We start from the raw sequence: 14772 nt of genomic DNA, 5'->3' as shown, positions 1-14772 counted from the left end.
GAGTCCGCGAGGCCCGACCCCGAGGGTCCGGCCCCTATTTCTGGTCGGGATCGCCCGTGTCGCGGGCGTTACCGTCGTCCCCGAGCCCGCCGCCCCGCTCGGGACGCTCTTCGGGGTCGGCCGTGTTGAAGATCGTCACGCGGGTGCGGCGCACCAGTTCCCCACGTGCGGGTCCGCCCTCGGGACGGGCCGGGCGGCCGCGCCGGGACACCGCCCGGCGCGCCGCCTCAAGTTCGTTGGCCAGGTGGAACACCTGCTCGCGCAGCTGCTCGACCTCGTCCTCCAGTTCCAGGATCCGCTTGATCCCGGCGAGGTTGATGCCCTCCTCCTGCGACAGCCGCTGCACCACGCGCAACGTCTGCACGTCACGCATGGAGTAACGACGGCCCCGCCCGGAAGTACGTCCGGGCGACACGAGCCCCAGCCGGTCGTACTGCCGCAGCGTCTGCGGATGCATACCCGCCAACTCCGCGGCCACGGAGATGACGTAGACCGGGGCGTCGACTCCGAACGAAGGATCGTTCACGACATTCACGCGCCCTTCGCCCGCGCTTCGAGTCCGTCACGCGGGTCGTAGTCCGACGTCGCCGCGCGGAACTTCTCCAACGCCTCGCGAGCGTCGTCGTTGAGTGTCTGCGGCACCTTGACCTCGAAGGTGACCAGCATGTCGCCGATGGTGCCGTCCTTGCGGGTGGCGCCCTTGCCGCGAACCCGCAGCGTGCGCCCGTTCTGGGTGCCCGGCGGCACCTTCACCGTCACCGGGAAACCGCCCAGGGTCGGAACCCGGACGTCGGCGCCCAGCGCGGCCTCGGGGAAGGACACCGGGACCGTGATGGTGACGTTGTCGCCGCTCTTACCGAACACCGGGTGATCCTTCACATGGACGACGACGTACAGGTCACCGGCGGGGCCACCGTTCTCGCCGGGTGCACCCTTGCCCTTGAGTCGGATCCGCTGCCCGTCGGACACACCGCCGGGGATGCGGGTCTGGATGCTGCGCGTGCTCTTGCCGCGCCCGCTGCCCGAACAGGTGGGGCAGGGATCGTCGACCACCAGGCCGCGTCCCTTGCACTCGCTGCACGGCTCGGACAGTGAGAAGCCGCCCAGGTTGGTGTTCTCGTGCCCGGTGCCGGAGCACTTCGGGCACATTCGAGGGGCCGTGCCGGCGCGCGCGCCCGTGCCCCTACAGGTGGGACACGCCGCGTCGCTGGTCAGCTGGAACGAACGGGTCACCCCGTCCGCGGCCTCTCGGAAGTTCAGTGTCGTCTCGGTCTCGATGTCGGAACCACGTCGGCTGCGGGTCGCCTGACCCGACCGTCCGCGGTTGCCGAACAGCCCACCGAACAGGTCGCTCAGCCGTTCGCCACCGGGGGCGCCACCACCGCCACCGCCCTGACCGAAGATGTCGCTCATGTCGAACCCGCCCGGGCCGGTGCCGCCACCGGGCCGGTACGAACCACCGAACATCGAACGCGCCTCGTCGTACTCCTTGCGGCGCTTCTCGTCCGACAGGACGTTGTACGCCTCGGAGATCTCCTTGAAGCGGTCCTCCGCCTTCGGGTCGTCACGGTTGGCGTCGGGGTGGTTCTCCCGGGCCAGCTTGCGGTAGGACGAGCGGATCTCGTCCTTGGTGGCTGTCTTTGAGACTCCGAGGACCTTGTAGTAGTCCTTCTCCAGGTAGTCCTTGGTGCTCATCGACTGGTGCCTTCTCCCCGCTGGTGCCGGTTGCGTCCGATGTTTCCACGTGGGTCCCGGCCGTGTGGGGCCGGGGTCGACCTGTGGCCGTGACCGACGATCTCATGCCGGCCACGGCCACAGCTCGTTACTTCTCGTCCTCGTCCTTCTCGGCGGAGGCATCCCCGGTGTCCTCTTCCGAGGCCTGCGGAGTGTCGCCGGTGGGTTCTCCCACGACCACGCGGGCCGGGCGCAGGACCCTCTCCCCGATCCGGTACCCCGGCTGGAACACCTCGATCACCGACTGGACGGAGATGTTCGGAACCGGGACGAGGGTGAGTGCCTCGTGCACGTTCGGGTCGAACTCGTCACCCTGCTCGCCGTACTTCTCCAGGCCCAGCTTGGTCGCCGCCGCCTCCAGGGACTCGGCCACCGCCTTGAACCCGCCGGTGAGCTCATCGTGGTCCCGGGCGCGACCGATGTCGTCCAGGATCGGCAGTAGTTCGCCGATGACCTGGGCGGTGGCGACCTCACGGACGGCCACGCGGTCACGCTCGACACGCTTGCGGTAGTTGGCGTACTCCGCCTGCACCCGCTTGATGTCGTTGGTGAGTTCGACGACCCGCTCATCGGCGTTGATGGCCTCGCTCACCACCGACTCGGGGGTGTCCGGGATCTCGGGGATGTCCTCGACCTCGGCCTCGACGACCTCGGGCTCCTCGGCGTCGTCCGCCTCGGACTCCTTGGTCTCCTCGACCTCGGGTTCGCGGACCTCACCGGTCTCGGGGTCGATCCTGCGGTTGTCGCGGATCACCGGACCCTGGGTCTCGTCACCGTCACCGGAGTCGGGGCTGTTCTTATCCGACAGCGCCATGTCCGACGTTCCCTCCTTCCTCGACTCTTACGGGACCACGTGTCAGGACTGGTCGCCCTTGCCCTTGCCGTTGTCCTCGTCGACGATCTCGGCGTCCACGACGTCGGCGTCGTCGGCGGAGCCGTCCGCGCTCGCGTCGTCGGCCGGGGCGCCCTCACCCTGCTGGCCCTGGCTGTAGATGGCCGAGCCGATCTTCTGGCTGGCCAGGGCGACCTTCTCGCTGGCGGTGCGGATGGCCTCGGTGTCGGTGCCCTCCAGAGCGGTCTTCAGCTCGGAGACGGCGGTCTCGGTCTCGGAACGCACGTCCGCCGGGATCTTGTCCTCGTTGTCCGTGATGACCTTCTCGGTCTGGTAGACGAGGGACTCGGCGTTGTTGCGGACCTCGGCCTCTTCGCGACGCTTGCGGTCGTCCTCGGCGTACTGCTCGGCCTCGCGGACCATCTTGTCGATGTCGTCCTTGGACATGGCCGAACCACCGGAGATGGTGACCGACTGCTCCTTGCCGGTGCCCAGGTCCTTCGCGGTGACGTTCACGATGCCGTTGGCGTCGATGTCGAAGGCGACCTCGATCTGCGGGACGCCGCGCGGCGCCGGGGGCAGACCGGTCAGGTCGAAGACGCCCAGCTTCTTGTTGTACTGGGCGATGTCGCGCTCACCCTGGTACACCTGGATCTGCACGGACGGCTGGTTGTCGTCGGCCGTCGTGAAGATCTCGGAGCGCTTGGTCGGGATGGTGGTGTTGCGCTCGATGAGCTTGGTGAACACCCCGCCCTTGGTCTCGATGCCCAGCGACAGCGGGGTGACGTCCAGCAGCAGGACGTCCTTGACCTCGCCCTTGAGCACACCGGCCTGGAGCGCGGCACCGATGGCCACGACCTCGTCCGGGTTGACGCCCTTGTTCGGGTCCTTGCCGCCGGTCATCTCCTTGACCTGCTCGGCGATGACGGGCATACGGGTGGAGCCACCGACCAGCACGATGTGGTGGATCTGGTCCAGGGCGATCCCGGCGTCCTTGAGGACCTGCTGGAACGGCACCTTGGTGCGCTCGACCAGGTCGGAGGTCAGACGCTGGAACTCGGCGCGGGTGAGCTTCTCGTCCAGGTGCAGCGGGCCCTCCGCCGAAGCGGTGATGTAGGGCAGGTTGATCTGCGTCTCGCTGGAGCTGGAGAGCTCGATCTTGGCCTTCTCGGCGGCCTCGCGCAGGCGCTGGAGCGCCATCTTGTCCTTGGCCAGGTCGACGCCGTTGGAGTTCTTGAACTTCTCCACCAGCCAGTCGACGACCTTCTGGTCCCAGTCGTCACCACCGAGGTGGTTGTCGCCGTTGGTCGCCTTGACCTCCACGACGCCGTCACCGACCTCCAGGAGGGAGACGTCGAAGGTGCCGCCACCGAGGTCGTAGACGAGGATCGTGGCCTCGTCCTCCTTCTCCAGGTGGTAGGCGAGCGCGGCCGAGGTGGGCTCGTTGATGATGCGCAGGACGTTGAGGCCCGCGATCGTGCCGGCCTCCTTGGTGGCCTGGCGCTGGGAGTCGCTGAAGTAGGCCGGGACGGTGATGACCGCGTCGGTCACGTCCTCGCCCAGGTACGCCTCGGCGTCACGCTTGAGCTTTTGCAGGATGAAGGCGCTGATCTGCTGCGGGTTGAAGGTCTTGTCGTCGATCTGCACCGACCAGTCGGTGCCGATGTGACGCTTCACCGAGCGGATCGTCCGGTCGACGTTGGTGACGGCCTGGCGCTTGGCCACCTCACCGACGAGCACCTCACCGTTCTTGGCGAACGCCACGACCGAAGGGGTGGTGCGGGAGCCCTCGGCGTTGGTGATGACCGTCGGCTCGCCACCCTCCAGGACCGCGACACACGAGTTCGTCGTACCGAGGTCGATTCCGACCGCACGTGCCATGGTTGCTTCCTCCGTCAAAGTTGAGTCGTTCAGGCGTAAGTTTGCTTCGTCAGGTCAGGGCTGTCAAGTCAGTTGAGTCAATGAGGCTCAACTTGATTCCTACGACCTGACAACGGGTGGCCCGGCGGAGATGTTCCCGACCTGGGGAATTTTTGGTGGGCCCGTGGCCGAACTCCGGGACGACTCGGGGAGATCCTCGATTCGAGAATCCGGGAGAGTAAGGGGCTACTCAGGGGGACCGGTGGACCCACCGATGCCCGGGTGTGCCCGATCGGTCCGGCCGTCCGCTTACATAGGGGGCGTGGTGTGTACGTGTGCGAAGGGACCGGAAGCGACCGGCGTGATTCCGTTGTGGCCGAGGCCGGCTACGGTGGGCCCGCGCGTGAGGGCGGTTCCGCGATCGAACGGCACGTCGCGAGAGAACGCATCGGCGAGGGCTCGGAAGCGGGTCTCGGGCCAGGATGGCCCGGGGTGGTGGCGACCTTGCTATTACTCGCTAGTAACATAAGTTGGGACCACCGGTGTGTGGCGCACCGGATGACGAACGCAGGATGGGAGGCCACGGACGATGCACCCGCTGTACTTGACACTGGGCATCATCACCTCGGTCTTCGCCGTGGTCGCGATGGCCCTGTTCGGGTTCGGTCTGTACAAGATCGTGCGAACAGTGGGCATCGGCAGAACGGTGGAGCCCGAGCGCAAGGAGTCGCCGGGCAAGCGGCTGACGATGACGCTCATCGAGATCCTCGGACACACCCGGATGCTCAAGCGTCCCTGGGTCGGTGTGGCCCACTGGTTCGTGATGGTGTCCTTCCCCCTGTTGGTCCTCACGGTCATCGAGGCCCAGGGTGAAGTCTTCGACCCGCACTTCAAGCTGCCGATCATCTACGACTGGACCATCTACGGTCTGGCGATCGAGTTCATCGCCGGGACCAGCCTCATCGGCATCCTCGGCCTCACCGCCTACCGCCTGCTGAACGGCCCCCACCGCAAGGGTCGCGACTCCCGGTTCGCCAACTCCAGGACCTGGACCGCGTACTACGTCGAGGCCTACATCATCGGCCTGCTGCTCGCCGTCTTCGTGATCCGCGGCTTCAAGGTCGCCATCGAGGACTTCGCCTTCCCTGTGTGGGCCACCCCGATCTCGCACGCGGTCGGCGCGATCCTGCCCGGTGACGCCGCGATCGCCGAGCCCGGCATCGCACTGGTCGCCGCCTTCAAGCTGATCATCAGCTACGCGTTCTTCGTGGTGCTCTACCTCAACCTCACCATGGGCATCGGCTGGCACCGCTTCATCGCGCCGGTCAACATCTTCTTCAAGCGCAACGCCGACGGCAGCCCGTCCCTGGGCGCCGCCAAGCAGATGATGGACAAGTCCGGCACCAAGCCCCTCGACTTCGAGGAGGCCGACCCGGACGAGGACCCGTTCGGCGCCGGCAAGCTGGAGGACTTCACCTGGAAGGGCCTGCTGGACTTCACCAGCTGCACCGAGTGCGGTCGCTGCCAGTCCCAGTGCCCCGCCTGGAACACCGGCAAGCCGCTGTCGCCCAAGAAGGTCATCCTCGACCTGCAGGCACACGCCTACGAGAAGGCCCCGTACCTGCTCCAGGGCATCACCGAGGAGACCCTCGCCGAGGCCCCGGACAACAGCCACGCGGGCGTCGACGTCCTCGCGCTCCTCAACAAGCCGCTGGTCGGCACCGAGGAGGAGGGTGGCGTCATCCACCCCGACGAGCTGTGGGCCTGCACCAACTGTGGTGCCTGCGTCGAGCAGTGCCCCGTCGACATCGAGCACATCGACCACATCCTGGACATGCGTCGCTACCAGGTCATGGTCGAGTCCAACTTCCCGTCCGAGGCCAACACCCTCCTCAAGAACCTTGAGAACAAGGCCAACCCTTGGGGCATGGCCGAGGACCGGCGCATGGACTGGATCGAGGAGCTGGCCGGCCAGGAGAATCCGGTCGAGGTCCAGGTCGTCGAGGACAAGCTGCCCGAGGGCACCGAGTACCTGTTCTGGGTCGGTTGCGCCGGTGCCCTGGAGGACCGCGCCAAGAAGACCACGAAGGCCATCGCCGAGCTGCTGGACATCGCGGACGTCAAGTTCGCCGTCCTGGGCGGCATGGAGGCCTGCACCGGTGACCCGGCGCGGCGTCTGGGCATGGAGTACGTCTTCCAGATGCTGGCCCAGCAGAACGTCGAGACGCTCAACGACGCCGGTGTCACCAAGATCGTGGCCAGCTGCCCGCACTGCTTCAACACCCTGGCCAAGGAGTACCCGCAGCTCGGTGGCACCTACGAGGTCATCCACCACAGCCAGCTGCTGGCCCAGCTGGTGGACGAGGGTCGCCTGACCCCGGTGAGCTCCATCGACGAGAACATCACCTACCACGACCCGTGTTTCCTGGGCCGCCACAACAAGGTGTACACGCCACCGCGCGACATCATGGCCCAGGTGCCCGGCGTCAAGACGCAGGAGATGCACCGTCACAAGGAGCGGGGCTTCTGCTGTGGCGCCGGTGGCGCCCGCATGTGGATGGAGGAGCGGATCGGCAAGCGCATCAACACCGAGCGGGTGGACGAGGCGCTGACCACCAACCCCGACACCGTCTCCACCGCGTGCCCGTTCTGTCAGGTCATGCTCGGCGACGCCATCAACGAGAAGAAGTCCGCCGGTGAGGCCAAGGAGACGCTGGAGGTCGTCGACGTCTCCCAGCTGCTGCTCCGTTCGGTCAAGGGCGACGATCCCGCGGCCGGCGGGGAGAAGAAGGAGACCGCCGACGCCTAGCGTCCGATCTCGCCGAGAATCCGCGCGCGAATGGGCGGGACACCCACGGGGGTCCCGCCCATTCCGTTTCTTCGAAATGCCAGTAGATCCCATAGGACGTTTTTTCCTGAGAAGAAATTTCTCTTTCGTTGTCTCGTGGGATCGATTCAACGGAGAATGACGAATTCCGACGACAGGCCGAGTGTGGTTCGTGTAGAAAGTTGGTGACCGCAGGTACGGCCCCGCCCGACGTGAGTGTGAGGGGACGGGCGTGGACCGCACAGCGGCCGCGACCGCGCTCGCACGTGAGGTGACGAAGGGGCACGTGCGAGCGCGGCGCACCCCCACGGGCCCGGTGGGAATGACATTTGTCAGTACCGGAGCCGGGTGATCGCCATCGTGCTCCTGTGACAGCCGAGTCTGTCGCCGGCCCGCCCCATGCGAAAAGCTGTGGGACATGACGGCGACAGCGAACACCACCGCGACCACCACCCCCCACGCTTCCAAGGAACCGGCGGTGGTGGTCCGCGATCTACGTCAGAAGTACGGCGATTTCGAAGCGGTCAAGGGTGTCTCCTTCGAGATTCGGCCCGGTGAGCTCTTCGCCCTCCTGGGCACCAACGGCGCCGGTAAGACCACCACCATCGAGACCCTCGAAGGGTTCCGCCGCCCCAGCTCCGGCACCGCCCGCGTCTTCGGGCAGGACCCCTACGGACAGCCCGTCGGGGTGCGCGAGCGCACCAACGCGGTACTCCAGGGCAGCGGTCTGATGGAGGACCTCAGCGTCGACGAGACCCTCGCCCTCGCCAGTGACCTCGCCGCCGACCCGCGCGGAACCGACGAGGTGCTCACGCTGATCGGCCTCACCGACAAGCGCGGGCTGCGGGTCCGACAGCTCTCCGGTGGTCAAAAGCGTCGACTCGACCTCGGCCTGGCCCTGCTCACCCGGCCCGAGGTGCTCTACCTCGACGAACCCAGCACCGGGATGGACCCCGAGGCGCGACACGAGACCTGGCGCATCATCGGCGACCTCAAGCGGGACGGCGTCGCGATCCTGCTCACCACGCACTACCTGGAAGAGGCCGAGAAGCTCGCCGACCGGCTCGCCATCATGCACCGCGGCGAGATCCGGGTGGAGGGCACGCTCGCCGAGGTCCTCGCCGGATGGGGCGACCGGGTGACCTTCCTGCTGCCGAGCGACGTGCGCACCGCCGACCTGCCCCGACTGGAGGGTGCCGAGGTCGAGGTGCAGACCCGCGAACAGCGGCTGTGGGCGACCTACACGATCCGCGGCGGCGACGTCGCCGACCGGGCCCACCACACCGTCGCCGCCCTCATGACCTGGGCGGGCGAGCGCGGCGGAACCCTGCAACACCTGCAGGTGCGAGGCGCCTCCCTGGAGGACGTCTTCCTCCAGGTCGCGGACGGCGCGGCGGACCTGGTCGGCGAGTAGCGACCGGCCACTCGGACCACCCATCCCACAGACTTCTGGAGCACCCGACATGACCACCACAGCCCCCGAGGGCACCGAACGCCGCAAGAAGGGGCCGGGCGTGCCGCGTCAGACCCTGCGCCTGGGCCGCACCGAGTTCACGCTCTTCGTCCGGTACAAGACCGCGTTGATGTACCTGATCATGCCGATGATCCTGCTGCTTCCGGTCCTCAACCAGGAGAGCGTCCCGATCCTGGGGGACTACACCACCACGGAGGCGGCGCTGGTCGGCACCATCGGCGCCATCGCCCTGTTCATCGGCCTGGGTCACCCCTCCAACGTCTTCACCGCCCGACGTGAGGCCCTGGTCCTCAAACGGCTCCGGGTGAGCGGGGTGCCCGCGGTGGCGATCTTCGGGGGCGTGTTCCTCGTGGTCCTGCTGTTCACCCTGCTGATCGCGGCGCTCATCATCGGCGGGTCCGTCGCCCTCGGCGGTCCGCTGCCCTCCGACCCGGTGATGTTGGTGTTCTCCGTGGTGCTGGGATGCCTCGCGATGACCCTGCTGGGTCTGCTGATCACCCGATTCGTGAGCAACGCCGAGTCCGCGCAGATGCTCTCGATGGTGCCGATGATGGCCCTGCTGTTCCTCGGTGGCAGCTTCATCCCGCTGGAGGTCATGCCCGACGGCCTGCGCCAGGTGGCGATGCTGCTGCCGGTCGCCCCGACCGTGGAGATGGCCCAGGCCGCCTACTTCGGCTACGACGTCTTCGGTGGCTTCGAGGGCGCCGAACCGGTGGGTCTCATCGGTCTGTGGGCCGGCGCGCTGCCCAACATCGGCATCATGCTCGCCTGGATCGTGGTCCTGGCGCTGCTGGTCCACCGTTACTTCCTCTGGGACCCCCGCCGTCCCTGAGTGTGACGGACAGACCGAACGTGTCGGGAAGACCCAGGACGGGGGCCTTCCCGGCACGTTCTAACGTGAGGTGGACGGATGTCGGTGGGGAAGGCGGGGCGGGTGGCGCTACGGGCCGAAGAGGACACGGAGTCGACCGAGGTCTTGGAATCGTCGGACGGCGGTCTCTACACCCGCAGGCAGCGTCGCCTCCGCTGGGTCGTGCTGATCTTCATGTCCGCACTGGGGCTGCTCTTCCTGGTCTGGCCCTTCTACGAGCTGCTCTTCCAGCTCGATCCCACCGCGTACCGGGCCGTGGCGGGACAGCGGCGGTGGCCCACCCTGGTGGCCCTGGGGCTGGGGGTGGTCGGCTCGGCCTTCGGGTGGCGGATGACGTGGCAACGGGTGAACGGTCGCGCCGTCGCCGACCCCCGTCTGTACTGGGGATCCCTGGCCGTGGTCGCCCTGATGTGCGTCTTCCTCCAGGTCCCCTTCTACATCTTCTCCGCGTGCGCGGGCGCCTGGTGCCTGCTGGTCTTCATGGCCCCGTGGCGACGGTCCCTGTGGATCAGTCCGCTCCTGGTGGTCCTGCCCTGGGTCCGGGTCCTGCTGGACCCGATCGGCCACTCGCCCCTCCTACTGGGGGCGGACTTCGTCCTCGCGGTCCTCTTCATGCTGATCATCTGGTCCGGTTGCGTGGCCACCTTCTGGATGTGGGACGCGACCCGTGAGGCGGTCGAGGGCTCCCAGGCCCGGGCCCGGCTGGCGGTGAGCGAGGAACGTCTCCGTTTCGCCGACGACATCCGGGGCCTTCTCGGCACGGAACTGAGCACACTCGCGGTGAGCGCCGAGCACGCGGGACGGGTCCTGCGCACCGACCCACAGGACGCACGGCTGAGGATCGACCAGGTGCACGAGGCGGCCCGGGGAACGTTGCAGCGAGTGCGATCCGTGGTCCGCGGCTACCGTGACCTCGACCTGGAGACCGAGGTGGGTTCGGTCCGGGCGGTCCTGGAACAGAACCGGACCGTCACGACGGTCACCGGCCTGAGCGGGTTGGACCTGCCACGCGAGACCGCCGGTCTGGCCGCGTGGGTGGTGCGCGAGGGCGGCACGAACGTCCTGCGGCACAGCGAGGCCCGCCGGTGTCGGATCGGGTTCTCCGTGGTGGAGGCGGCCGACGACGTTCCGAGCAGCCTGGTCATCGAGATGGCCAACGACGGCGCCGAGGTCGGTGAGGTCGAGGACACGGGCTCGGCCAGCGGTCTGTCGGGGCTGGCCGAACGCGTCGAGCGTGTCGGTGGCACACTGACGGCGACCGGTACGGCCGACGGCGGTTTCCGGCTGCGCACGGTCGTCCCGCTCTCCAACGCCTCGCTCCAGAGCGCCCCCCGCAACCCGGTGCGACCGGCCACCGTGCCGGCCACCGCGCGAGCGGACATCGCGCCGGCCCCACCGCGAGCGGACGCCGTGGCGCCCTCTGGAAGCGTCCAGGGCGAGACGAGCAGTGGGAGGGAACGGTGGGCCGACCGTCGTTTCCGGATCACGCGCTTGATCAACTTCGTCATGCTCGGCGGCAGCTGCCTGTCCACGGCCTTCTTCCCACTCTTCGACCTGGTCTTCAGCGCGTCGGGACAGAGCCCGATGTGGCGGTCCGCGCTCGGGGTGGCGCTCTGCGTCCCCAACATCGTCCTGCTCATCCTGTTGCTGCGCGAGCGCCTGGACGGCGACCGGTCCCCCTCACCGAGGCTCTACTGGACCTCTCTGGCGTTGTTGGCGGCGACGGCCGTCCTGCTCGCCTCACCGGTGGCGAGCCTGTTCACGATCGCCCTCTGGTGGTCGGTCGGCGCCCTCCTGACGCACGGACGCACCACCCTCATCGTCGCTGTGGCCCTGCTGTTCTCCCCGCTGGTGCTGCTGCCGACCTACGCCGTGCCCATCACCGACCTCCCCCTGTACCTCGTGGTCTGGGCCGGGGCGGTCGTGGCCGCCTTGGTGCTGGTCGGCACGACCTTGCTCACCATCTGGCTCTGGGACGCGAGCCGTGAGGCGGTCATCGGCCAGCGGGCCCGAGCCCGGCTCGCGGTGACCGAGGAACGACTCCGCTTCGCCCGGGACATGCACGACCTGCTCGGGCACAGCCTGTCCGCCCTGGCGGTCAAGGCCCAGCTGGCGAGCCGTCTGGTGGACCGCGCTCCGGATCGCGCCGCCGTCGAACTGGCGGAGGTCCAGGACTTGGCCCGCAAGGCGCTGGGCCAGGTGCGATCGGCGGTGAGCGGCCACAGGGAGGCCGACCTGGCCGACGAGGTCGCCTCGGTCTCCTCGATCCTGGAGACCGGAGGGACCCGGACCACGGTCATCGGGTTGGAGGGACTCGAACTCCCGGAGCGGGTCGAGGCGACGGCCGCGTGGGTGGTCCGGGAGGGAGGCACCAACGTGCTGCGACACAGCGACGCCGAGGAATGCCAGATCACCTTCACCCTGGCCCGAGGGGAGGCCGGGGAGAGCGCCACCCTGGTGCTGGAGATGCACAACGACCACGCCCGGGAACGGGTGCGGGACGAGAACGGTGGCAACGGGCTGACCGGGCTCGCCGAACGTGTCTCCGCTAACGGGGGGACGGTCTCCGGCTCCCGCACCAGGGACGGAGGTTTCCTGCTCCGCGCGGTCCTGCCGCTCTGACCCCACGCGTGGGCCTCCCTGCCCCGCGACACCCTGGACCGGGGTGTCGCGGAGCATCCGGGGGGTCGGTTCCGTCAGAGGGTGACCACGGAGTCGAAGGCGGCATCGATACCGTCGGTGACCTCGTCGCCTCCGCCGGTGTTCAAGCCGAGCATGAACGCGCCCTGGTCGCCGCCGAGCTCCATGACCAGGAATCTTCCGTAGGTGTTCGCACCGTCACCCGAGTCGCTGCCCATGGTCACCCCGAACGCGGGAACGCCGTCCACCTCGGTGGCGCCGTCCGGTTCGATCCACAGGTCGCCCTCCTCGGCGACCAGTTGGCCGACCATGTCCGTGGCCATGTCCACGGCGGTGAGCGCGAGGGGTTCGAGGGGGCCGAGTTCCTCGGTGCCGGTCACGATGATCGCCTCCGGATCCTCTGGTGAACCATGGATCGAGTAGGTGTCGTATTCCGATGGCACCTGGTCGTCACCGAGTCGCCGCCAGCCCTCACCGGGGAGTTGGAAGGCCAACCCCGCGTTCGGGTCGGAGACGGTGCCGGTCTCGACCGGAGTCCGGCCCGCTTCGCTCTCCCCGCCCTCGCCTGAGTCCTGCGACGCGGAGGCGTCACCCGAGGCGTCACCGGGGTCGGTCGAGGCGTCGTCGCGCGACAGGAACCATCCGACACCCGCCGCCGTGATCAGGAGGAAGAGGATCGTCACCGCGGCGGCGATGGTGAAGGTGACCTTGCGCGCGTTGTCCGGCTCTTCGGAGTCGTCGGTGTCGTGGAGGTCGAGGCGCCGCCGGGTCTCGGGGGCGGGCCTTTCGGGTTCGCGCATCCATGCTCCTGCGGGGGCGGCCGGTCGTGACCGGGGTGACCGAGGGGTCAGAAGGGTCACTACCCGGTGGCGGGGCCGTTGGAGCGGGCCGGAGGTGGCCGGATCAGGCCGCTTCGATCGGGAACCCGACGATCGAGCGAGGAGGGGCGCCGCCGGCGGTCAGATGTACCAGGGGGCGAGCCTGCGCAGGAGGGGGCCCTGGAGTGCGCGGTGGGTGTGGAAGTCCCCGAGGGCCTGGAGCGGGGCCCAAGGGGTGGATGGTCCCAACGGGATCGGTCCGTGGCCGGTGCCGGTGAGGGTCGCGTTCCGTTTCAGGTCCGCCGGTGGTCGCTCCGAGCGTGGATCGGGAGGGCGGGGCGCCGGAGCGATGCCGGCACCGCGTGGGGACGCTCCTTCGGGAGGCGTCGGCTCCGGGGCACGGGGATCGGGCTCTTCCCGTCCTGGCTCGGGGCACGGTGTCCCACCGGCCGGCGGGGTGCCCCCGTGGTCGCCCTCGGGATGTTCCACGATCCCCAGGGCACGGTCGATCTCGTCGAGACTCAGGCTCTGATCGGTGTCGGCGACCGCTGTCAGGACCTCGGCGTACAGTTCGATCTCGTCGAGGGCGACATGGTCGTGAAGGCGCTCACACAGATCGACGCCGTGGTTCATCGGTGCTCACCTCCGAGGGACGACGGTGTCGCCGGGCAGGACGGAAACGCCCACACCCTTGGCGTTCGGGCGGACGCGAGGCGGTCCGCTCCGACAGGGGACGAGCACTCTCCAGACTAGGTCCGAGGGTGCTCCTCGCGCATGACTCGGGTGGGCCACCCGCCCGCCCACCCGAGCTAGTCACACGGTGTCCGTTCCCTCCGGGGGAGGCGCGGCGAAGTCCCAGTGCCTCCCACCCCCCTGAGGCATGGGAGAGGTCGTCGACCCCGCCTTTCAGTACCAGGTGACGTCCTGGTGCTGCACGGCGTAGGCCGCGTACGCGGTCGGCGTGTGCTCCAGCACCAGGCGGTCGTCGTCGTTGAGCTCACGGACCACCTTGCCGGGAACGCCCGCCCACAGCGTGTTCGGTGGGACGACCTTGCCGGGGGCCACCAGGGAACCGGCGGCCACGAGAGCGCCCTCGCCGACCCGCGCGCCGCCGAGCACGATCGCGCCGATGCCGATGAGCGCACCCTCCTCGACGATCGCGCCGTGCACCATCGCCTTGTGGCCCAGGCTCACGTTGTCGTGGAGGATCGCGGGCTGTCCGGGGTCGGCGTGCAGCCCGCACTGGTCCTGGATGTTGACCTTCTCACCCACCACGATGTCCTCGGTGTCGGCGCGGAGGACGGATCCGTACCAGACACTGCTTTCGGCACCCAGGCGGACGCGGCCGACCACGACCGCTCCCGGGGCGATCCAGGCGGTGGGATCGATCTCCGGCTCGCCGAAGGGGGCGCCCCCGATGAGCGGGCCTCCGCCCCGGCCCACGCCACCGTCGTCCGTCGCGCTGCCCATATGTCACGTCCTTCTTTCCGAGGTCGGTTCCCCTGAGGCCGAACGCGGAGGAAATTGACCGCTCGGCCCCCGTGTGGGGATGATCGCGCATACCTTAGTAAGTAGGTGACCAGGGTCCGCACGGTGAAGTACCCGTCAGGGATCTTGACGCGGCGGCGCGGACCGTGTCTACCTTGGTCGTTTGGACGGTGTCCACGGCGTTACGCTCCGCTCTCGGCCGATGCCCCTCATCGAGCCGAGCCGGTG

At 68.4% G+C, this 14772-nt stretch carries 11 protein-coding genes; 4 read left to right on the top strand and 7 right to left on the bottom strand.

Annotated elements, in window-relative coordinates; all coding sequences use genetic code 11:
- Positions 1-34: 34 nt before the first annotated feature.
- From ABZ717_RS01580 to dnaK, 4 genes are all read right to left on the bottom strand, one after another.
- Complete coding sequence (locus ABZ717_RS01580; protein WP_358503842.1) at positions 35-535, bottom strand: helix-turn-helix transcriptional regulator; 501 nt, start codon at positions 533-535, stop codon at positions 35-37.
- The gene (gene dnaJ / locus ABZ717_RS01575; protein WP_358503840.1) at positions 532-1695 is read right to left on the bottom strand and encodes a molecular chaperone DnaJ; all 1164 of its coding nucleotides are present in this window, start codon (positions 1693-1695) and stop codon (positions 532-534) included. The genes ABZ717_RS01580 and dnaJ overlap by 4 nt, the downstream gene beginning before the upstream one ends.
- 127 nt (positions 1696-1822) lie before the next feature.
- Positions 1823-2548: a nucleotide exchange factor GrpE gene (grpE, locus tag ABZ717_RS01570; protein ID WP_358503837.1), complete on the bottom strand. Its 726-nt coding sequence runs from the start codon at positions 2546-2548 to the stop codon at positions 1823-1825.
- A 42-nt stretch (positions 2549-2590) separates the two neighbouring features.
- A complete protein-coding gene (gene dnaK, locus ABZ717_RS01565; protein WP_358503834.1) occupies positions 2591-4447 on the bottom strand; it encodes a molecular chaperone DnaK in 1857 nt (618 codons plus the stop codon).
- Between the two features lie 568 nt (positions 4448-5015).
- Here dnaK and ABZ717_RS01560 point away from each other — a divergent pair.
- The 4 genes from ABZ717_RS01560 to ABZ717_RS01545 all read left to right on the top strand — a co-directional run bounded on the left by ABZ717_RS01560 (position 5016) and on the right by ABZ717_RS01545 (position 12220).
- Entirely contained in the window at positions 5016-7235 is a 2220-nt protein-coding gene (locus ABZ717_RS01560; protein ID WP_358503831.1) for a (Fe-S)-binding protein, read from the top strand.
- A gap of 436 nt (positions 7236-7671) precedes the next feature.
- Positions 7672-8667 (top strand): ABC transporter ATP-binding protein, encoded by a 996-nt coding sequence (locus ABZ717_RS01555; RefSeq protein WP_358503828.1) that lies wholly within the window; start codon positions 7672-7674, stop codon positions 8665-8667.
- A 49-nt stretch (positions 8668-8716) separates the two neighbouring features.
- Complete coding sequence (locus ABZ717_RS01550; protein ID WP_358503825.1) at positions 8717-9559, top strand: ABC transporter permease; 843 nt, start codon at positions 8717-8719, stop codon at positions 9557-9559.
- Positions 9560-9637: 78 nt separating this feature from the next.
- Complete coding sequence (locus ABZ717_RS01545; RefSeq protein ID WP_358503822.1) at positions 9638-12220, top strand: histidine kinase; 2583 nt, start codon at positions 9638-9640, stop codon at positions 12218-12220.
- Positions 12221-12294: 74 nt separating this feature from the next.
- On the opposite strand, the gene ABZ717_RS01540 is transcribed toward ABZ717_RS01545, so the two are convergent.
- The 3 genes from ABZ717_RS01540 to ABZ717_RS01530 all read right to left on the bottom strand — a co-directional run bounded on the left by ABZ717_RS01540 (position 12295) and on the right by ABZ717_RS01530 (position 14526).
- Positions 12295-13038 (bottom strand): hypothetical protein, encoded by a 744-nt coding sequence (locus ABZ717_RS01540; protein WP_358503819.1) that lies wholly within the window; start codon positions 13036-13038, stop codon positions 12295-12297.
- 159 nt (positions 13039-13197) lie between these two features.
- Positions 13198-13689, bottom strand: a complete 492-nt coding sequence (locus ABZ717_RS01535) for a hypothetical protein (protein ID WP_358503817.1) — start codon at positions 13687-13689, stop codon at positions 13198-13200.
- Between the two features lie 273 nt (positions 13690-13962).
- Complete coding sequence (locus ABZ717_RS01530) at positions 13963-14526, bottom strand: gamma carbonic anhydrase family protein (protein ID WP_358503814.1); 564 nt, start codon at positions 14524-14526, stop codon at positions 13963-13965.
- Between the last annotated feature and the right edge of the window lie 246 nt (positions 14527-14772).

Source organism: Nocardiopsis sp. NPDC006832 (assembly GCF_040635885.1).
Lineage (GTDB): Bacteria > Actinomycetota > Actinomycetes > Streptosporangiales > Streptosporangiaceae > Nocardiopsis.
The sequence above is the reverse complement of the archived record's forward strand: the minus strand, read 5'-3'. Positions and strand labels throughout refer to the sequence as shown.